This is a genomic window from Achromobacter sp. NPDC058515, from assembly GCF_042721735.1.
In the GTDB taxonomy this organism is placed as follows: domain Bacteria; phylum Pseudomonadota; class Gammaproteobacteria; order Burkholderiales; family Burkholderiaceae_B; genus Achromobacter.
This window is the reverse complement of sequence record NZ_JBHXNI010000009.1, coordinates 139,490-158,834: the sequence shown is the minus strand read 5'-3', so window position 1 is coordinate 158,834 and position 19,345 is coordinate 139,490. Positions and strand designations below refer to the sequence as shown.

Sequence of the window (19,345 nt, the reverse complement as noted above, 5' to 3'; positions counted from 1 at the left end):
CTACCTCTGGCTAGGGTTTGCTCTTGTCCGGCAACTGCGGCGCGGCCACGCCGGCCCGGAACGGATACTTGGCAAAGATCTCCGCGACGGCCTTGTCCACGTTCTGGGGCGAGCCGGCGGCCTGGGGATTCTGGACTTCTCCGACGGCGACGCCTTCCCACACCAGCTGCCGGCGGCGCGCGTCCACCAGGTCGATGTTGAGGGTGCCCTCGGTGTACTGATAGACGTCGTCGCCCCAGCCGTAGCCGGGCCAGCCGCCGTAGAACCCCGTGCGGTAGCCATAGTACGGCCCCATCGGCGCCGGCGCCGGGGTGACCTGGGTTTTTTGCTGAAGCTTGGCGCTGAAGTTGACCAGCAAGTCGGGATTGGACGCGCTGTACGCATAGCCGCGCATTTCCATCTGGCCGCGGGTCGCGTCCTTGAGCCGTTCGGTCAGCAAGGTGCTGTACCCGGCCTTGTCGGTGCCCAGGGGAGTCATGTAGCCAAAGGTCCGGTACTGCGCGAAATCGGCCTGGTGGTCGTAATCGCTTTTTACCGAGGGGCCTGTCGCGCACGCCGCCAACAACCCCGTCATGGAACCCGCCGCCAGCCATTTCAACGCTTTCATGTCCGTATCTCCGTGAGCCCAAGGCGTGAACATAGTGCCGCGAAGCCCTTAAAGTTTCAACAGAATCTCATTCGCATCCCGCAAAATGCACCCGCGGCCCGGCCGTCGCCGGCTCCATTACACTCCACCCTGATCCCTTAATCCTGAAGACGGACCCCAACCCCATGCTGGAACTCGACGGCTCGATATGGTTTCGCTCCGGCGCCCAGACCTGGGGCGGGAAGAACCGCATAGACCTGCTCGCGCAGATCGACGCCACCGGCTCGATCACGGCGGCCGCGCGCGCCGTGGGCATGAGCTACAAGGGCGCCTGGGACGCGATCGACGCGATGAACAATCTGGCGGGCGAACCGCTGGTGCTGCGGGCGGCAGGCGGCAAGGGCGGCGGCGGCACGCAGCTGACCGACCGGGCGCGCCGGCTGATCGCCACGTTCCGGGCGCTTGAAGCCGAGCACCGCAAGTTCATGGACAACCTGACGCGCGCCGGCCTTGACGCCAGCGGCGACATCGACCTGATGAGGCGTTTCATGTTGAAGACCAGCGCACGCAATAAATTCCTGGGCACCGTCATCGAGATCCGCACCGGCGCGGTCAACGACGAAATCCTGCTGCGCATCGCCGGCGGGCACACCGTCACGGCCACCATCACGCGGGAAAGCACGAAAGAGCTGGGCCTGCAGCCGGGCAAGGAAGCCATCGCGCTGGTGAAGGCGTCGTCCGTCATCGTCGGCGCGCCGGGCCCCGGCCTGCGCCTGTCGGCACGCAATCAGCTGCAGGGCAAGGTCAGCGACGTGCGCCCGGGCGCCGTCAACAGCGAAATCCTGATCCAGATGGAAGGCGGCGCCACGCTGGCGGCCATCGTCACGAACGAAAGCGCGGCCGACCTGAACCTGGGCGTGGGCGCCGACGCCGTGGCCATCTTCAAGGCATCCAGCGTGATCCTGGGCGTGCTGGACTGACCGGCTGCGCCGGCCCCGCGCCACGCGCGTCGGCCGGCGGCCTTCAGAGGCCCACGTCCTCGTCGCGGCGGCGCACCCTGCCCTCGCGCACTTCAAAGACCTCGTCGGCCAGGACATCGACATCGGCCGGATCATGCGTGATCAGCAGCATCGGCACATCCAGCCGCCGCTGCAAGGCATCCAGCTCCTGGCGCATCTTGCCGCGCAGGTGCGAATCCAGCGCCGAGAACGGCTCGTCCAGCAACAGGATGTCGGGCTGCAGCATCAGGGCCCGGGCCAGCGCCACGCGCTGCTTCTGCCCGCCCGAGATTTCGTTGGGATAGCTGCCCACGATGGAACCCAGTTCAAACGCGTCCACCCAGCGCCGGGCCTCGGGCCCGACTTCGCGCCGGGGCGGATTGAGCCAGCCGCGCCTCAGGCCGAAAGCGATGTTCTGCGCCACGGTCAGGTGCGGAAACAGCGCGTAGTCCTGGAACAGATAGGCCACGCGCCGCGCCTGGCTGGGCAGGCAGACGCCGGCCTGGCTGTCGAACAGCACGCGGCCATTGATCTCGATGCGGCCGGCATCCGGACGCAGCAGCCCGGCCACCGCCCGCAAGGTCAGACTCTTGCCCGCGCCCGAGGGCCCGAACAAGGCAATGCGCTTGGACGACGAGGTGAACGCGACGTCCAGCTCGAAGCTCCGGTCGCCCGACGTCATGCGCTTGGCGGCCTGGATGGCGACGCTCATCGGCCGCCTCCGTTGCGCTGGCCCGCGCCGATCGGCACGAGCTTGCCCGCCGCCAGCAGCACCACGATGCAGGTCACGGAGGTGACCAGCACCAGCATGTTGGCGGTGGAATCGTCGCCCGCCTGCACGGCTTCGTAGATGGCGACGGACAAGGTCTGGGTGCGGCCCGGCAGGTTGCCCGCGATCATCAGCGTGGCGCCGAACTCGCCCAGCGCGCGGGCGAATGCCAGCAGCACGCCGGCGGCGATGCCGCGGGCGGCCAAGGGCAAGGTCACGCGGAAGAACACCCCCGCCTCGCACACGCCCAGCACGCGCGCCGCGCTTTCCAGCTGGCCGTCCACGTTTTCGAAGGCGGCCCGCGCGGACTTGAACACCAGCGGAAACGCCACGACGGACGCCGCGATCACGGCGCCCTGCCAGGTGAAGACCAGTTCAATGCCCCAGCCCGCCAGCGTCTCGCCGATGATGCCGCGCCGGCCCAGCAGCACCAGCAGGTAATAGCCCAGCACGGTGGGCGGCAGCACCAGCGGCAAGGTCAGGATGGCGTCCAGCAGGTCGCGCCCCGGCCAGCGCCAGCGCGACAAGCCATAGGCCGCCCCCGTGCCCGCCACGGCGGCCAGCAACGTCGCCCAGCCCGCCACCTTCAAGGAAAGCAGCAGGGGCACCCACACCGGATCACTCATCAATGCCTACGATTCAACAGGAGGTCAGGGCTTTTGAAAGCCGTAGCGCGACAGTATCGCCTGACCGGCGGGAGACAGCACATAGGCGACGAAGCTCTCGGCTTCCTTGGCGGCGGCTTCGCGCGTGGTGACGGCAATGGGATAGGTCACCGGCGTCTGCGACGGCACGCGCACGGCGACCTTGACCTTGCCGGGCATGATGGCCGCATCGGTCGCGAACACAAAGCCCGCGTCGACTTCGCCGCGCGACACGTAATCCAGGCTCTGGCGCACGTTCTGGGCCAGCACGCTCTTGGCCTGCACGGCTTCCCACAGGCCGGCCGCCTCCAAGGCGCCCTGCGTGTAGCGGCCCACCGGCACCGAGGCCGGGTTGCCATAGGCGATGCGCTTGACGTCCTCGCGCGTCAGGTCCTGCAGCGAGGCGATGTTGGCCTTGCTGTCCGTCGGAACGATCAGCACGATCTGGTTCGCGGCGAAGTCCACGCGCGAGGCGGGCCTGACGGCCTTTTCCGCGACCGCCTTGTCCATGGCCTTCTGGTCGGCCGAGGCGAAGACGTCGGCGGGCGCGCCCTTCACGATCTGCTGCAGCAGCACATCCGAGGCGCCGAAGTTCAGGATCACCTTGGTGCCGGCGTGCTCCTTCTCGTAGCCCTGGGCCACTTCCTTGAATGCGTTGGTCAGGCTGGCGGCGGCCGACACCACCAGGTCGCCGGCGTGGGCGTTGGCGCCCCATGCCGCGGCCAGCGCCAGGGACAGCGCCATGATCGGGCGTTTGTGGAACATGCTTTTCTCCTCGCGGAAACCGCTGAATCAGTAACGAAATATATAGAGGTATATAACGCTAGTCAATTTGGCGCCCGGCGGCGATTTGCGAAATATCAAGGAGGAAAATTCCCGGGCAAAAACCGCTTCGGTCCGGGCGGCGCGCGCACGTGGCGCCAATTTCCCACTGGCCGGCCATCGCCTGCAATACAATTCCGCGTCCCCGCCGGCGCGCAGCCGCGCGGGGCGCAGCGATCTGCCTTGCCGCTTGCAGGAATGCCTCCTGCCGCAAGGCAGCTGTCTTACCGAACACAAAAAAAACACACATGGGAAAGCAAGTCATCGTCCTGGGCGCGGGCATCGTCGGAGTCTGCTGCGCGCTCGAATTGTTGCGCCGGGGCTTATCGGTCACCCTGGTCGACCAGCAGGAACCGGGCATGGAAACGTCGATGGGCAATGCCGGCGTCCTGGCCCGCAGCTCGCTGATGCCGTTCAACCATCCCGGCCTGTGGGGCCAGTTGCCCCGCCTGCTCAGGAACGACACCGTCCAGTTCCGCTACCGCCCGCGATACCTGGCGAAGAACCTGGGCTGGGCCACGCGTTTCCTGCTGAGCGCGCGGCCCTCCGTCTTCCAGCAAACCGCGCAGGCGCTGGACGGCCTGATCCGGCTGTCCGCCCCCGAACACCTGAAGCTGCTGGACGCCTGCGGCGCGCGGCGCCGGCTGCGCGATACCGGCTGGATCTTCCTGTACCGGTCGGAACAGGCCTGGAACAGCGGCGAGCTGTCGCGCCGCACCTATGCGCGGTATCAGGTTCCCACGCAGACGCTGCATCCCACCGAACTGGCGGAACTGGAGCCCGCCCTGTCGCCGCTCTTTCACCGGGCGCTGTGGATCCAGGGTTCGTATTCCGTCGACGATCCGCATGAAGTGGTCGCGGCCTATGCCGAGCTGTTCCGCCGCGAAGGCGGCGCGTTCCGGCGCCTGGCGGCCACCGGCATCCGCCGCGACGGCCAAGGCTGGACGGTGCAGGGCTCGCAAGCATCCGAATCGCTGAGCGCGGACCGCCTGGTCGTGGCGCTGGGCCCCTGGTCCAAGAACCTGCTGAAGACGACGGGCATCGATCTGCCCATGGCGTTCGAGCGCGGCTATCACATGCACTACAGCGGCGTAAACGGCGCCAGCGTGACCCGCCCCGTCTACGACACCGGCGGCGGCTACGTGCTGTCGCCCATGGCGCGCGGCCTGCGCCTGTCCACCGGCGTGGAGCTGGACGCCTGCGACGCGCCCGCCCGGCCGGACCAGCTCGACCTGGCGGAGGCTCGCGCCCGCGAAGCCTTCCCGCTGGGCCGGCGCCTGGACCCGGCCGCCTGGCTGGGCCGCCGCCCGACCCTGCCCGACAGCCGCCCCATGATCGGCCAGGCGCCGCGCCATCCGGGCCTGTGGCTGGCGCTGGGCCACCAGCACATCGGATTCAGCACCGCGCCGGGAACGGCGAAGATCCTGGCCGAGCTGATGCTGGAGCCCGGCGCCGAATCCCGCCACCAGGCGTTCCGCCCCGGCCGCTTCATCTAGCGCCCGGCGACCCCACCCGAATTCACTTGAGGAGTAGACATGAACACAAAACGCAAATTCCTGGCATCCGCCCTGGCCGTGGCCACCCTGGCCTTCGCCGGCGCGGCGCAGGCCCAATCCGCCAACGAGACCGCCATGGAGCGCATCATGCGCACCAAGACGATCCGCATCGGCGCCATCGCCGGCGCCATCCCCTACTTCAACAAGAACCTGAACACGGGCAAGTGGGAAGGCTTCGGCCCCGACTTCGCCGAGATGTTCGCCGCGCGCCTGGGCGTGAAGACCGAGTACCTGGAAACCACCTGGGGCAACTCGGTGCTGGACGTGCAGACCAACAAGATCGACCTGATGTTCGGCATGGCGCCCACCCCGGCGCGCAAGGAAGTCGTGAACTTCTCCGACACCCTGTTCAACAACACCTACACCACCGTGTGCCGCAAGGGCAATTCCGGCAAGTCGTGGGCCGAGCTGAACACGCCGGCATCGCGCGTGGTGGTGGACGTGGGCTCCAGCCATGACCAGCTGGCGACGCGCGTTCTGCAGAACGCCAGCGTGACCCGCCTGGAAAATTCGGGCGCCGCCACGCTCGCCCTGTCGTCCGGCCGCGCCGACTGCCAGATCCTGGTGGTGCTGCTGGCCAAGCCCCTGCTGGAAAAGCGCCCGGGCATCGGCGCCATGAGCATTCCCAGCCCGGTCGAGACCGCCCCGGTCAGCATCGGCATGCGCAAGGAAGCCGACGACTCGCTGCAAAAAGCCGTCAACGCCTGGCTGTCCGACATCCGCGCCAAGGACGAAGTGCGCGGCGTGATCCTGGGCAATATGCAGAAGCTGGCCGGCGTGCCGCCCGAGGCATTCCCGCCCGAAATCAAGTTCTAAGGCCGCAGCAATGAATGACCAGAATGGAACCCTGGCCCCGCGCTCCCGCCTGACGACGGGGCTGTTCGCGCTGGCCGCCGCCGTCGCGCTGTTCGCCATCGCCAGGAAGTGGGACCTGATCGGCGGAAACCCGGTCGACTACGACTGGGATTTCGGCGTGCTGTGGGAATACCGCAAGCTCATCGCCACCGGCGTGCTGAACACGATCCTGTTCACCATCCTCTGCGTGTTCCTGGGCCTGGCGATCGGCCTGGTGACGGGCCTGGGGCGGCTGTCGCGCAACGTGCTGATCACCGCGCCGCTGCGGGCCTACATCGAGGTGTTCCGCTGCACGCCGGTGCTGGTGCAGCTGGTCTGGTTCTACTACGCCCTGCCCGTCGTCACCGGCATAGAAATGTCGCCGGTGATGGCGGCCACGCTGTGCCTGGCGCTGTATGGCGGCGCCTTCTATTCGGAGATCATCCGCGGCGGCATCATCTCCACCGATGCCGGGCAGACCGAGGCCGCCAAGGCCCTGGGCATGACGCCCATGCAGGCGCTGCGCCGCGTGGTGCTGCCGCAGGCGTTCAAGAAGATGGTGCCGCCCCTGATGAACCAGTCCATCATGCAGCTGAAGAACACCTCGCTGCTGTCGGTGCTGGCCGTGCCGGACCTGCTCTACCAGGGCCAGGTCATCGCCCACGATACCTATCGTCCGCTGGAGATCTACACCTTCATCGCCGTCGCGTACTTCGTGATCCTGCTTCCGTTCACGATGTGGGCCAAGAAGCTCGAGTTCGGCGGCATCAGCAAAGAGGCATGAACATGAGCGACCCCATCATCAGCATCCAGGGATTGCGCAAGTCCTTTGCCAGCCAGGAAGTGCTCAAGGACATCAACCTGCAGGTCGAGCGCGGCCAGGTCGTGGCGCTGATCGGGCCGTCCGGCTCGGGCAAGTCCACGCTGCTTCGCTGCATCAACCTGCTGACGATTCCCGACGGCGGCCAGATCACCGTGGGCGAACAGTCGCTGACTTTCCAGGGCGCGCACACGCGGCTGCCCAGCGAACGCAAGCTGGCCAGCTTCCGCGCGTCGGCCGGCATGGTGTTCCAGCACTTCAACCTGTTCCCGCACATGACGGCCTTGCAGAACGTGATGGAAGGCCCGGTCACCGTGCTGCGCCGTCCCAGGAAGGAAGCCGAGGAACTGGCGCGGGAATTGCTGGGCAAGGTCGGCCTGCTGGACCGGGCGGACTACTTTCCCGACAAGCTGTCGGGCGGCCAGAAGCAGCGCGTGGCGATCGCCCGCGCGCTGGCGATGCAGCCCGCGGTGATGCTGTTCGACGAGGCCACCTCCGCCCTGGACCCCGAGCTGGTGGGCGAAGTGCTGAACGTGATCAAGGGCCTGGCGCGCGACGGCATGACCATGATCCTCGTCACGCACGAGATCGGCTTTGCCAAGGAAGTGGCCGACCAGGTCGTGTTCATGCGCGACGGCGTGGTGGCCGAGGCCGGCCCGCCGGAGATCGTCATCGGCAATCCGCAAAACGAGGCGACGCGCGCCTTCCTGGCCCGCTTTAACCGTGTTCCGGGTCCGGAAGTCCAGCCATGAGCGCCGCCGGATTCCTCGGGGTGCTGATGCTGGACACCCGCTTTCCGCGTCCGCCCGGCGACATCGGCAACGCCGAGACCTTCGAGCGCGCCGGCATCCCCGTGCGCTACGTCACCGTGCAGGGGGCTTCCCCGCGCAAGATCGTGCAGGAGGCCGACCCGGCCTTCCTGCAGCCCTTCGTGGACGAGGCCGTCGCGCTGGCCGCGCAAGGCGCCCGGCTGATCTCGACAAGCTGCGGCTTCCTGGCCAGCTACCAGCCGGTGCTGCAGGCCGCGGTGCCGGTGCCCGTCGTCACGTCCAGCCTGCTGCAATGCCGCGGCATGGATCGCGTGGGCATCGTGACCTTCGACGCGCAATCGCTGGCCCGCGCCATCCTGGACGCAGTGGGCGTCCCCGCCGGCGCGGTGGTCGAGGGCCTCGCGCCAGGCTGCGAGATGCACGCGCGCATCCTCGAGAACAGCGCCGAGATGGACCTGGCCCAGGTGGAACGCAACGTGGTCGACGCGGCCCGGCGCCTGGCGCAGCGGGCCCCCGGCCTGCGCAACATTGTGCTGGAATGCACCAACATGCCGCCCTACCGCGACGCCGTGGCGCAAGCCACCGGCCTGCCGGTGCACGACATCGAGACGCTGATCCTGAAGACCTGGCGCGCCCTGCCCGCCTGAGCCCGGCCAGCCATGAAAAAAGCGCGCGACCCGCAAGGATCGCGCGCTTTTTCCTGGACGGGCCGCTCAGCCCAGCAGCAAGGCGTCGTCCGAGATCTTCTCGCCGCGCACGCGCTCGAACATGGCCAGCAGGTCCGGCACGTCCATGCCGCGGCGCTCGTCGCCGGACACGTCCAGCACCACCTGGCCCTGGTGCAGCATGACCGTGCGGTCGCCGACATCCAGCGCCTGGCGCATGCTGTGCGTAACCATCATGGTGGTGAGCTGGCTTTCCGACACGATGCGCGCCGTCAGCTTCAGCACGAAGTCCGCCGTGCGCGGATCCAGCGCCGCGGTGTGCTCGTCCAGCAGCAGGATGCGCGAGGGCTGCAGCGCCGCCATCAGCAGGCTGACCGCCTGGCGCTGGCCGCCGGACAACAGGCCGATGCGGTCGGCGAGCCGGTTTTCCAGGCCCAGGCCCAGCGTCGCGAGGCGCTCGCGAAAGCCGTTCTTCATCGACGCCTTGACCGCGCGGCTGTAGCCGCGCCGCGCGCCGCGCATCTGCGCCAGCGCCATGTTCTCTTCGATGGTCAGGTCTTCGCAGGTGCCGGCCATCGGGTCCTGGAACACGCGGGCCACGCGGCCGGCGCGCGCCCACACGGGCTGGCGGGTCACGTCCACGCCGTTGATGTCGATGGTGCCGGAATCCACCGGCAAGTCCCCCGAGACCGCGTTGAGGAACGTGGACTTGCCCGCGCCGTTGGAGCCGATGACAGTCACGAACTGGCCCGACGGAATCTCCAGCGACAGGCCGCGCAAGGCGCGGGTCTCGATGGGCGTACCCGCGTTGAACGTAATTTTCAGGTCTTTTGCGGACAACATATCAGCGCCCCTTCTTGCCGACCAGGCGGCGCTTGAGCATGGGGATGACCAGGGCGATCGTGACCAGCACCGCGGTGACGAGGTTCAGGTCTTGCGCCTTCAGGCCGATGAAATCGCTATTGAGGGCCAATGCGATGAAGAAGCGGTAGACGATAGCGCCGATGATGACGGCCAGCGTCGCCAGCACCAGCTTGCGCGAGGGCAGGATGCTTTCGCCGACGATCACGGCCGCCAGGCCGATCACGATGGTGCCGATGCCCATCGAGATGTCCGAGCCGCCCTGCGTCTGCGCGAACAGGGCGCCCGCCAGCGCGACCAGCGCGTTCGACAACGCCATGCCGCCCAGGATCATGCGGCCGGTGTTGACGCCCTGCGCGCGGGCCATGCGGCCGTTCGAGCCGGTGGCGCGCACGGCCAGGCCGGTCTGCGTGGCGAAGAACCAGTCCAGCGCCAGCTTGGCCAGGATGACGATGACGATCAGGATGAGCGGACGGGCGACGTAGTCGGAAATCCACCCCGGCTGCAGGATCGTGAAGACGGTGGGCTCGGTGATGAGCGGCACGTTGGGCTTGCCCATGATGCGCAGGTTGACCGAGTACAGCGCGATCATCATCAGGATGCTGGCCAGCAGATCCATGATCTTGAGCTTGACGTTCAGCCAGCCGGTGACCAGCCCCGCGGCCGCGCCGGCGAAGGTAGCGATGATGGTGGCGGAAAACGGATCGGTGCCCGAGGCGATCAGCGTGGCACAGACCGCGCCGCCCAGCGGAAAGCTGCCGTCAACGGTCAGGTCCGGGAAGCGCAGCAGGCGAAAGGAGATAAACACGCCCAAGGCCACCAGGCTGAAGATCAGGCCGATCTCCAACGCGCCTAACAACGAGAACAATGACATGGGTCAAATCCAATCAGGTAAGAAACGAGCATATTAAAGACTTGAAACGTGCGAATTCTTGCTTTCGAGGGTCAGTTTTACCCGAGCTTTCGCAACAAACGTTTCCCAATTCGTGATTTTCTCTCGTTTCCTGCCAAAGCGTTCCCGCACCGGGCGGCATGGCCGCCGGCGCGATGCGCAGACTTGTCCAGGGAGCAAAAAACGCCAGGCGGGACCCACGCCGCTGGGGCGGGCCGCCGGCCATTCAACGCCAGCAGAGTATGCCGGGCCGCGAGCATCTTATGAACGCTGCCGCCCTGAAGACCATCGGGTAAGGCAAGACACCAGGGAAAGAACTTATGAAAAACCCCGCTCACGCCGGATAGGCATGGCGGGGCAGATAGCGCGCCGTATTATTTCACGACCACGGCGGCCGACTTGATCACGGCATCGGACAGCGTGACGCCTTGCTTGGCGGCCGCGCCCGGATTCACGTAGAGCTCCAGCTTGGAGACCGTTTCCGAGGGGATCGCGCCGGGCTTCTCGCCCTTCAGGATGCGCACGACCATCTTGCCCGTCTGCACGCCGAGGTCGCGGTAATTGATGCCCAGGGCGGCGATGCCCCCGCGCTTGACGCTGTCGGTGTCCGACGCGATCAGCGGGATCTTGGCGTCGTTGCCGACCTTCACCAGCGATTCGTAGGCCGACACGACGTTGTTGTCGGTGTTGGTGTAGATGACGTCGACCTTGCCGATCAGGCTGCGGGCGGCGGAGGCCACGTCCACCGAGCGCGGAGCGGCGGCTTCGACCAGGCTCATGCCGGACTTGGGCAGGATTTCCTGGAGCTTCTTCACGACCACGACCGAGTTGGCCTCGCCCGGGTTGTAGACCATGCCCACGCGCTTGGCGTTGGGGACGATCTTCTTGATCAGCTCAACCTGCTTGTCCAGCGCCAGCAGGTCCGACACGCCGGTCACGTTGGTGCCCGAGGCGTCCATGCTGGCGACCAGCTGGGCGGCGACCGGGTCGGTCACGGCGGAATACACCACCGGCACGTCCTTGGTGGCCGCCACGACGGCCTGGGCGGACGGCGTGGCGATCGCCACGATGGCGTCCGGCCTGTCGCCAACGAACTTGCGGGCGATCTGGGCGGCGGTGCCGTTGTTGCCCTGGGCGCTTTGATACTGCCACTTCAGGTTCTTGCCCGGCTCGTAGCCGGCTTGCTTGAGGGCGTCCTGCACCCCGTCACGCACGGCGTCCAGCGCCGGATGCTCGACGATGGCGGTGATCGCCACCGACTTCTGCTGCGCGGACACGGGCGCGGCGATAGCCATTGCCAGCGCCATGGCGCCAACCGTCAGAAAATGTTTTTTTCCGATCAGCATAGGTAAGCTCCTTGAACCCTTGGTATTTGCTTGTTGAATTAGCTCGTCATTATGGCCGCGCCGCGGATTTCCCGTCCGCCGGACTAGCCATAAAGCCGTATAGTCTAACTTGCCGCCACCCAAAAGAACTTGGGGGGAATCCCTGAAATGGTGCATGGGCGGCAAGCGTGCCCCACACCGGGGCACGCCGCGTAAATATACTGAAATCCGCCGGGCGCGCGCGGTCGATCCCGCTCCTGGCAGCCATCCACAGCGTCCAGAGGCACACCATGATCAAACGCGCATTGGGCCGTTCCGGCCTGCAGATTCCCCCCCTCACCTTCGGCGGCAACGTCTTCGGCTGGACCGTCGACGAGGCCGGCACGTTCTCCCTGCTGGACGCGCTGGTCGACGCGGGCCTGAACTTCATCGACACGGCGGACGTGTATTCCCGCTGGGTTCCAGGCAACCAGGGCGGGGAATCCGAAACGCTGATCGGCAAATGGCTCAAGCGGTCCGGCAAGCGCGACCGCGTGCTCATCGCGACCAAGGTCGGCATGGAAATGGGGCCCGGCGAAAAAGGGCTGGCCCCCGCCTATATCCGCCGCTCGCTGGAAGCCTCGCTGGCCCGCCTGCAGACGGATCACGTGGACCTGTACCAGTCCCACCAGGACGATCCCGCCACGCCCCTGACCGACACGCTGGCCGAATACGCCAAGCACATCGAGGCCGGCAAGGTGCGCGCCATCGGCGCCTCCAACTACACGGCGGTGCGCCTGTCCGAAGCGCTGATCGCCAGCGAACGGCACAGCCTGCCGCGCTACGAGAGCATCCAGCCCGAGTACAACCTGTACACCCGCGAACCCTTCGAATCCGGGCTGCAAAGCCTGGTGAAGACCCAGCAGATGGGCACGATCAACTACTACGCGCTGGCCAGCGGCTTTCTCAGCGGCAAGTACCGCGGGCCCGGCGACGCCGGAAAAAGCGCGCGCGGCAAGAAGATCGTGGACACCTATCTGAACGACCGCGGCTACCGCATCCTGAAGGCGCTGGACGAAGTGTCCGAGGACGCCGCCTGCACGCCCGCGCAGGCCGCGCTGGCCTGGCAGATCGCGCAGCCGGGCATCACCTCGCCCATCGTCAGCGCCACCTCGCTCGCCCAGCTGGACGAGCTGGTCAAGGCCGCCAGCCTGACGCTGACGCATGACCAGCTGGCCAAGCTCAGCCGGGCCAGCGAGTGGCGCTGAGGCGTCAGTCCAGCGTGACGCCGGAGTCCTTGACCACCTTGGCCCAGCGTTCGACCTCGCTGTCGACGAACTTGCCGAAGTCGGCGCCCGTCAGCGTGGGCACCGCCGTGCCGTTGCCGGCCCAGGTTTCCTTGAGCTTCGGCGTGTTCAAGGCCTTGGTGATTTCGGCGATCATCCTGTCCACCGCTTCCTTGGGCGTTCCGGCCGGCGCCCAGATCGCGTACCAGGTGGACACGTTGTAGTTCGGCACGCCGGCCTCGGCGGCCGTGGGCACATCGGGCAGCGATTGCGCGCGCTCGGGGGCCGCCACCGCCAGCGGCTTGATCGCGCCGGCGCGGATGTGCCCGGACGACGAACCCAGTCCGTCGAAAGCCAGGTCCACCTGTCCGCCGATCAGCGCCGACAGCATCGGGCCCGCGCCCTGATAGGGCACGTCCACCAGCTTGATGCCGGTCTGCATGGCGAAGAGCTCGCCGGCCAGATGGTGCGTGCTGCCCTTGCCGGCCGTGCCGAAGTTGATTTCGCCCGGGCGCTTCTTGGCGTAGTCGATGAACTCCTGCAGGGTCTTGACCGGCAGCCTGCCGGGGTTGATCACGACGACCTGCGGCGGCTGCGCCACCAGGGCGACGGGCACGAAGTCCTTCTGGATGTTGTAGCTCAGGCTCTTGTAGAGCGACGGCGCCAGCGCATGGTGCGCGCCGCCCATGAAGAAGGTGTAGCCATCGGGCTTGGCCTTGGCCGCCACGCCCGCGCCCACGGTGCCGCCCGCGCCACCCTTGTTGTCGATGACGACCGTCTGGCCGAGCTGCGAGGTCAGTTGCGCGGCCAGCGGACGGGCGAACGTGTCCGTGCCGCCGCCAGCGGGGAACGGAACGATCAGTGTGATGGGCCGCTCGGGCCATTGCGCGGCGGCAACGCCGCCGAAACCCAGGGCTGCCACGGCGAACATGGCCGCGGCGGTGGTGCGATATTTCATTTTGTCTCCTCTTGCTGCATCGGGGGGACGGCGCCTGATTTTTGGCGTCTCGTCTCTTGAATTTTTATGGAATGCGGCTGCTGGGGCTTGCGCGGCACTGGATGGGGATGGTCTCCTTGGAAAAATGCCGGTCCCCGGGGACCGGCATGGCCGATGGCTAGAGCGCCTTGTAGGTTTCGCGCAGCACGTTCTTCTGCACCTTGCCCATGGTGTTGCGCGGCAGCTGGTCGATGATGTGCACGCGCTTGGGCACCTTGAAGTTGGCGATGCGCGATTTCAGCTCGGCCTGCATCGCCGAGGCGTCCAGCGACACGCCGTCCTTGGCCACCACCACCGCCACCACGGCCTCGCCGAAGTCCGCGTGCGGCACGCCGATGACCGCCGATTCCGCCACGCCGGGCATGTCGTCGATCAGCGTTTCGATTTCCTTGGGGTACACGTTAAAGCCCCCGGAGATGATCAGGTCCTTGCTGCGGCCCACGATGGACAGGTAGTCGGCGGGCACGTCGCGCCCGGCGGACTCGCCGCCCCAGCGGCCCACGTCGCCGGTCTTGAACCAGCCGTCTTCCGTGAACTCTTCGCGCGTCTTTTCCGGCATGCGCCAGTAGCCCGAGAACACATTGGGGCCGCGCACCTGCACGTTGCCGATCTCGCCGGGCGCCAGCGCGATGCCGGCGTCGTCCACCACGCGGACTTGCACCCCGGGCAAGGCGCGGCCCACGGTGCCGGCCAGGCGCTCGCCCTCTTTGGGGTCATACGGGTTGGACGTCAGCATGACGGTTTCGCTCATGCCGTAGCGCTCAAGAATGGCGTGGCCGCTGCGTTCCTTGAAGTCGGAGAAGGTCTCGGCCAGCAAGGGCGCGGAGCCCGAGATGAAGAGGCGCATCTTGGCGCAGACATCGCGGCTAAAGCGCGGGTCGGCCAACAGGCGCACGTAGTACGTCGGCACGCCCATCATCACCGTGCTTTGCGGCAGATAGCGCAAGGCCTGGTCCGCGTCCAGCTTGGGCAGCCAGATCATCCTGGCGCCGGCGAGCAAGGCGCCGTGGGACGCCACGAACAGGCCATGCACGTGGAAGATGGGCAGCATGTGCAGCAGCACGTCGTCCTGGCGCCAGCCCCAGTAGTCATGCAGCACGCGCGCGTTGGCCGCCAGGTTGCCGTGCGAGAGCATCGCGCCCTTGCTGCGGCCCGTGGTGCCCGACGTGTACAGGATCGCGGCCAGGTCGTCTGGGCTGCGGTCGACGGTCTTGAAGGTCTGCGGCAGGCTGCCGGCGGCTTCCAGCAGGCTGCCGCTGCGGTCCTCGTTCAGCGTATGGACATGCGGGCAGCCGGCGCGGGCGGCGGCGCGTTGCACCCATTCCAGGTTCTTGCTGGAGCAGACCACCACGGACGGTTCGGCGTTGCCCAGGAAATACTCGATTTCCGATTCCCGGTAGGCGGTGTTCAGCGGCAGATACACCAGGCCGGCGCGCAACGTGGCCAGGTACAGCAGCAAGGCTTCTGGCGACTTTTCCACCTGCACGGCCACGCGGGCGCCCTCGGGCAGGCCCATGGAGCTCAGCAGGTTGGCCAGGCACGCGGTGGCGCGGTCGATGTCGTCCCAGGTGTATGCGAGGTCGGGCGTTTCCAGCGCGACTTTGCTGCGGTCCTTGGGAAAGCCGCCTTGCAGGACAGCATAGAGATTGGCGTTGCTCACCTTGTCTAGTCTCCGGAAAAGGAAGGGTCTGCGCCGGCCAGGAAAGCGCGCACGCCTTCCTTGTGGTCCCGGCTCTCGGCATAGGAGAAATAATCCTGGTACTCGTCCTCGGTCAAGGCAACGCCGGTGGCGAGCCTTGCGGACAAGCGCTTGTTGATGCGGGCGGCCATGGGCGCGCCCTGGGCGATGCGCTCGGCGCTGCGCCGGGCCGCGTCGGCCACCTGGTCGTCCGCGACGATCCGGGTCAACAGGCCCAGTTCGCGGGCCTCGTCGGCGCCGAACACCCGGCCTTCCAGCAGGATGGCCAGCGTGGCGGCCCGGCCGGCCAGCGCCAGCAGGCCGCGCATTTCATCGGGCGCCATGGGAAAGCCCAGCCGGTTGATCGGCACGCCGAAGCGCGCCGACGCCCCGGCGATGCGCAGGTCGCATTGGCTGGCGATTTCCAGTCCGCCGCCCACGCACACGCCTTCGATCTGGGCCACGACGGGCTGCGGGCACTGGGCCACGGCCTGCAAGGCGGGCGCCAGCACCTGGCGGTGATAGCGCTGCACGCCGGCCATGTCGGCGCGCTCGGCGGGAAACTCGCGGATGTCCGCGCCCGCGGCAAAGTTGCCGCCTTCGCCGCGCACGATGACGCAGCGCACCGCATCGTCTTGCGCGATGCGCGTGAACACGTCCTGCAATTCGCGCCACATGCCCACCGTGATCGCATTCAGGCGCCCCGGGTGCGACAGCGTCACCCGGGCCAGATGCCCCTCGCGTTCCAGCAGCACGCGGCCTGCCACGTTCTCCGTCATGTCTCCTGCCCTTTTAGTAGATATCGTCCGCCGCCGTGTTTCCGGCGGTCAGGCCACGCGCCCCACGCTCCGGCTGACCTGGGGCCTGCCTTCGCCCAGGCGCATGAGGTTGGCGTCCAGCTCGTCCAGGTCGTAGAGGTAATTGACCATCATGGCGCAAGACTGCTTGAGTCCCTTGGGCGAGGTGTCGGCCGCCCAGTTCAGGCGTTCGATGCGCGCGCCGTTGCCCAGGTGGAACCGCGCCACGGGATCCACCGGCAGCCCGCTCTTCATGGATTGCAGATAGCTGGCGGCCAGCCGGAAGCCCGCGCGCTTGACCACGTCCGAGGTCTTGCCCTGCGCCGCCTTGGCCAGGCGCGCGACCCAGCGCTGCCCGTCCGGCACGCCTTCGCGCTTGCGGTCCTTGGCGCGGGCCTTGTCCTCGCGCACGATGTTCTCGACCGCTTCGGCCTCCAGCTTGCCCAGCCAATCGGCAAATCCCGGAATCGGCGACAAGGTGGCAAAGGACTTCAGCTTGGGCAGTTCTTCGAGCAGTTGCTCGACCACGCGCTTGAGCAGGAAGTTGCCGAAGCTGATGCCCTTGAGGCCCGGCTGGGTGTTCGAGATGGAATAGAAGATGGCCCAGCGCGCCTTGTCCAGATCCTGCGGCGGCAGCGTGCTGTCCAGCAGCACCTGCACGTTGTCGGCCATCTGGCTGGCGAACGCCACTTCCACGAAGATCAGCGGAACGCCCGGCATCTGCGGGTGGAAGTAGGCATAGCAGCGGCGGTCGGGCGCCACGCGGTGGCGCAGGTCGTCCCAGGACTTGATCTCGTGGACGGCCTCGTAGAGGATCAGTTTTTCCAGCAGCGAGGCGGGCGAATCCCAGGTCAGCGGACGCAATTCCAGCAGGCCCACGTCGAACCACGCGGACAGCAGGCCTTCCAGCTCCTTGTCCAGCGCCTGGATGCCCGCCACTTGCTTGCGCCAGCGCAGCATGTCCGCGCGCAGGTCCACCAGGAAGCGCAGCCCCTGGGGCTGGGCATTGAAGCGCTTGAAGAGCCGCACGCCTTCGCCGCCGTCGCCCGCATACGTGGCGCGCACCTGCGCCAGCGCCGCCAGCATCAGGCGGCGGTCCTTGCCGTCGGCCGACGCGTATTGCTCGCACCAGCGGCGCGCCAGCTTGTTGGCGGCCACGTCAGTCAGGCGCGCTTCGAACAGGCGCCGGACTTCGGATTCGCTGGGCAGGCGCCCGCGTTCCCACAGCCGGCCCAACCGCGTGATGAGGCTGGCGCTCTCGGCCGCCGAGACCGCGTCGACGAGTTCGTTATCGGGCTCAGGCGTGCGTGCGCCGCGCGCGGGCGCGAGATTGGCGGGTGCGGACATGGGCGGGCTCCTCGATGACGATGGGGTCGGACAACGCCGGGTCGGCGGCGTCTTCGTTGCTCAGTACGCGCAGCGCTTCAAGCTGGCGCATCAGGTGCGTGTGCGCAAGCGCCTGCGCGGCTTCGGGGTCGTGCGCCTTCAAGGCGTCAAAGATGGCCAGGTGCTCGGTGCAGGACTCGTGGATGCGGCCGGGCCGCGACAGGCTGCGGTGCCGCGACAGGCTGAGCACCTTGCGCAGGTTGCCCACCATGTCGGACAGCCATTGGTTGCCGGCCAGCGCCTGCACGGCTTCGTGGATCAGGTAGTTGGTCTTGTAGTAGGCGTCGATGCGGCCCGCCTTGGCATGGCCCACCAGCGCCGCGTGCAGCGGCTCCAGCGCGGCGAGCTGCTCGTCGCTGGCCTTGCGGGCGGCCTCGTAGGCGCAGCGCCCTTCCAGCATGGCCATCAGCGGGAAGATGTCTTCCAGGTCCTGGGCGGACAGCTCGTTGACGAAGCAGCCCCGCCGGGGCTCCAGGCGCACCAGGCCTTCCGTGGCCAGCACCTTCAGCGCCTCGCGCAAGGGAGTGCGGGAAATGCCCATTTCCCCCGCCAGCCGCAGTTCGTCGATCCATTCGCCGTTGCGCAGCGAACGCGCATGGATCATGCCGCGCAGGCGATCCGCGACTTCCAGGTACAGGGCTTGCCGGACGATGGGGTGGGTCATGGGCTGACGGCCGGGAATGCACCGTAATTCATAATTATGAATAAGCCCATGATAGGGCCGGCCCGGCAGGAAGGTAAACCCCTTCCTACCCCGTACCTACCCTAATGGATGCCGCCGGGACTGCCCGGCCCTCAGAAATGCAGGACGCCGTCCACCGCGTGGCGGGTCAGCGCGCGCGCCCAGCGGCGCGCCGGCAGGCCGTATTTGGCCTCCACCACCTCCGCCCGCGCCAGCAGTTCGGCCGGCGAGATCTCCAGGCGCGGGCCGGAAAAGGCCAGCACGATCTGGTTGCCCGCGTCGACCTCGGGCAGCAGCACCACGCGGTCGTCGAACGCCTTGGACAGGTTGTCGATGTTCTTGCCGAAGCTCTCGTGGCGGCCGAACAGGTTCACGGCCACGATGCCCACCTCGCCCAGCACCCGGCGGCAATCGCGGTAGAACTTCACGCTGTCGCGCACCGGCCCCTCGGCGGCTGCGTCGTACAGGTCCACCATCAGCACCGGGCAGCGTCCGGCATTGAGCGGGTCGGCCACCCAGGCGCCGGCATCCGCATGCTCGACTTCAAGCCGGTTGGATCCGGGCAGGCGGAAGAACATGTGGCAAGCGGCCGTCACGCGCGGATTCCATTCCACGGCCAGCAGCGGACTGCGCGTGTGCTTCACGCAGAAGCGCGCGAGCGACCCCGCGCCCAGCCCCAGCATGCCGATGGCCTCTTCCTTGGGCGGTTCCAGGAACAGCAACCACGCCATCATCTGGCCGGTGTACTCCAGCACCAATTCGGACGGGCTCTTGATGTTCATCGCGCCCTGGACCCATTCGGTGTTGAAGTGCAGGTAGCGGACGTTGTCCACTTCGGAAAGCGTGGGCTGGTCGAGTTCGGAGGGAAAGGTCGATTTATGCATGGCGGGATTGTAGGTCGGACGCCAGCGCAGGTCAGCGCAGGTGTCTGACACCTGGAAGCGCGCCGTCTTGTGGGTGTCAGACACCCGGAGGTGTCTGACACCTGGGGCAGATCC

General features: G+C 67.2%; 20 protein-coding genes. 7 read left to right on the top strand and 13 right to left on the bottom strand.

Annotated elements, in window-relative coordinates; genetic code table 11:
- Positions 1-10: 10 nt before the first annotated feature.
- Positions 11-607, bottom strand: coding sequence for a DUF4136 domain-containing protein (locus tag ACFWP0_RS17150; RefSeq protein WP_377843974.1), 597 nt, complete (start codon positions 605-607; stop codon positions 11-13).
- A gap of 164 nt (positions 608-771) precedes the next feature.
- On the opposite strand from ACFWP0_RS17150, the gene ACFWP0_RS17145 reads away from it, so the two are divergent.
- Positions 772-1,566 carry a TOBE domain-containing protein gene (locus ACFWP0_RS17145; protein ID WP_377843972.1) on the top strand — a complete coding sequence of 265 codons (795 nt, stop codon included), beginning with the start codon at positions 772-774 and terminating at the stop codon, positions 1,564-1,566.
- 43 nt (positions 1,567-1,609) lie between these two features.
- On the opposite strand, the gene ACFWP0_RS17140 is transcribed toward ACFWP0_RS17145, so the two are convergent.
- Genes ACFWP0_RS17140 through modA form a run of 3 tightly spaced genes read right to left on the bottom strand, consistent with a single transcriptional unit; the run spans position 1,610 to position 3,762 of the window.
- Positions 1,610-2,296: an ATP-binding cassette domain-containing protein gene (locus ACFWP0_RS17140; protein ID WP_377843971.1), complete on the bottom strand. Its 687-nt coding sequence runs from the start codon at positions 2,294-2,296 to the stop codon at positions 1,610-1,612.
- Positions 2,293-2,979: a molybdate ABC transporter permease subunit gene (gene modB / locus ACFWP0_RS17135; protein WP_377843969.1), complete on the bottom strand. Its 687-nt coding sequence runs from the start codon at positions 2,977-2,979 to the stop codon at positions 2,293-2,295. Before modB ends, ACFWP0_RS17140 begins: the two co-directional genes overlap by 4 nt.
- A gap of 24 nt (positions 2,980-3,003) precedes the next feature.
- Complete coding sequence (modA, locus tag ACFWP0_RS17130) at positions 3,004-3,762, bottom strand: molybdate ABC transporter substrate-binding protein (protein ID WP_377843968.1); 759 nt, start codon at positions 3,760-3,762, stop codon at positions 3,004-3,006.
- Between the two features lie 305 nt (positions 3,763-4,067).
- Between modA and ACFWP0_RS17125 the strand changes: the two genes are divergently transcribed.
- The 5 genes from ACFWP0_RS17125 to ACFWP0_RS17105 are packed head-to-tail and all read left to right on the top strand — an operon-like array spanning position 4,068 to position 8,446.
- Positions 4,068-5,315 (top strand): NAD(P)/FAD-dependent oxidoreductase, encoded by a 1,248-nt coding sequence (locus ACFWP0_RS17125; RefSeq protein ID WP_377843966.1) that lies wholly within the window; start codon positions 4,068-4,070, stop codon positions 5,313-5,315.
- Positions 5,316-5,354: 39 nt separating this feature from the next.
- Positions 5,355-6,191 (top strand): transporter substrate-binding domain-containing protein, encoded by an 837-nt coding sequence (locus tag ACFWP0_RS17120; protein ID WP_377843965.1) that lies wholly within the window; start codon positions 5,355-5,357, stop codon positions 6,189-6,191.
- Positions 6,192-6,201: 10 nt separating this feature from the next.
- Positions 6,202-6,993 (top strand): amino acid ABC transporter permease, encoded by a 792-nt coding sequence (locus ACFWP0_RS17115; protein ID WP_377843963.1) that lies wholly within the window; start codon positions 6,202-6,204, stop codon positions 6,991-6,993.
- Between the two features lie 2 nt (positions 6,994-6,995).
- The gene (locus ACFWP0_RS17110; protein ID WP_377843962.1) at positions 6,996-7,781 is read left to right on the top strand and encodes an amino acid ABC transporter ATP-binding protein; all 786 of its coding nucleotides are present in this window, start codon (positions 6,996-6,998) and stop codon (positions 7,779-7,781) included.
- Positions 7,778-8,446 carry an aspartate/glutamate racemase family protein gene (locus ACFWP0_RS17105; protein WP_377843960.1) on the top strand — a complete coding sequence of 223 codons (669 nt, stop codon included), beginning with the start codon at positions 7,778-7,780 and terminating at the stop codon, positions 8,444-8,446. Before ACFWP0_RS17110 ends, ACFWP0_RS17105 begins: the two co-directional genes overlap by 4 nt.
- Before the next feature lie 66 nt (positions 8,447-8,512).
- On the opposite strand, the gene ACFWP0_RS17100 is transcribed toward ACFWP0_RS17105, so the two are convergent.
- The 3 genes from ACFWP0_RS17100 to ACFWP0_RS17090 form a co-directional block, all read right to left on the bottom strand.
- Entirely contained in the window at positions 8,513-9,307 is a 795-nt protein-coding gene (locus tag ACFWP0_RS17100) for an ABC transporter ATP-binding protein (protein WP_377843959.1), read from the bottom strand.
- A 1-nt stretch (position 9,308) separates the two neighbouring features.
- Entirely contained in the window at positions 9,309-10,199 is an 891-nt protein-coding gene (locus tag ACFWP0_RS17095; protein ID WP_377843957.1) for an ABC transporter permease, read from the bottom strand.
- Positions 10,200-10,591: 392 nt separating this feature from the next.
- Positions 10,592-11,563 carry an ABC transporter substrate-binding protein gene (locus tag ACFWP0_RS17090; protein WP_377843955.1) on the bottom strand — a complete coding sequence of 324 codons (972 nt, stop codon included), beginning with the start codon at positions 11,561-11,563 and terminating at the stop codon, positions 10,592-10,594.
- Positions 11,564-11,832: 269 nt separating this feature from the next.
- Between ACFWP0_RS17090 and ACFWP0_RS17085 the strand changes: the two genes are divergently transcribed.
- Entirely contained in the window at positions 11,833-12,789 is a 957-nt protein-coding gene (locus ACFWP0_RS17085) for an aldo/keto reductase (RefSeq protein ID WP_377843954.1), read from the top strand.
- 4 nt (positions 12,790-12,793) lie between these two features.
- Here ACFWP0_RS17085 and ACFWP0_RS17080 read toward each other — a convergent pair whose 3' ends face one another.
- From ACFWP0_RS17080 to ACFWP0_RS17055, 6 genes are all read right to left on the bottom strand, one after another.
- On the bottom strand, positions 12,794-13,765 hold the full coding sequence (locus ACFWP0_RS17080; RefSeq protein WP_377843952.1) for a Bug family tripartite tricarboxylate transporter substrate binding protein: 972 nt from the start codon (positions 13,763-13,765) through the stop codon (positions 12,794-12,796).
- 157 nt (positions 13,766-13,922) lie between these two features.
- Positions 13,923-15,464, bottom strand: coding sequence for a malonyl-CoA synthase (locus ACFWP0_RS17075; RefSeq protein ID WP_377843951.1), 1,542 nt, complete (start codon positions 15,462-15,464; stop codon positions 13,923-13,925).
- 5 nt (positions 15,465-15,469) lie between these two features.
- On the bottom strand, positions 15,470-16,261 hold the full coding sequence (locus ACFWP0_RS17070; RefSeq protein ID WP_377843949.1) for an enoyl-CoA hydratase/isomerase family protein: 792 nt from the start codon (positions 16,259-16,261) through the stop codon (positions 15,470-15,472).
- Positions 16,262-16,309: 48 nt separating this feature from the next.
- Positions 16,310-17,626 (bottom strand): malonyl-CoA decarboxylase domain-containing protein, encoded by a 1,317-nt coding sequence (locus ACFWP0_RS17065; RefSeq protein WP_377843948.1) that lies wholly within the window; start codon positions 17,624-17,626, stop codon positions 16,310-16,312.
- Positions 17,577-18,329, bottom strand: a complete 753-nt coding sequence (locus tag ACFWP0_RS17060; RefSeq protein ID WP_377843946.1) for a GntR family transcriptional regulator — start codon at positions 18,327-18,329, stop codon at positions 17,577-17,579. Before ACFWP0_RS17060 ends, ACFWP0_RS17065 begins: the two co-directional genes overlap by 50 nt.
- Before the next feature lie 131 nt (positions 18,330-18,460).
- The gene (locus ACFWP0_RS17055; RefSeq protein WP_377843945.1) at positions 18,461-19,231 is read right to left on the bottom strand and encodes a spermidine synthase; all 771 of its coding nucleotides are present in this window, start codon (positions 19,229-19,231) and stop codon (positions 18,461-18,463) included.
- Between the last annotated feature and the right edge of the window lie 114 nt (positions 19,232-19,345).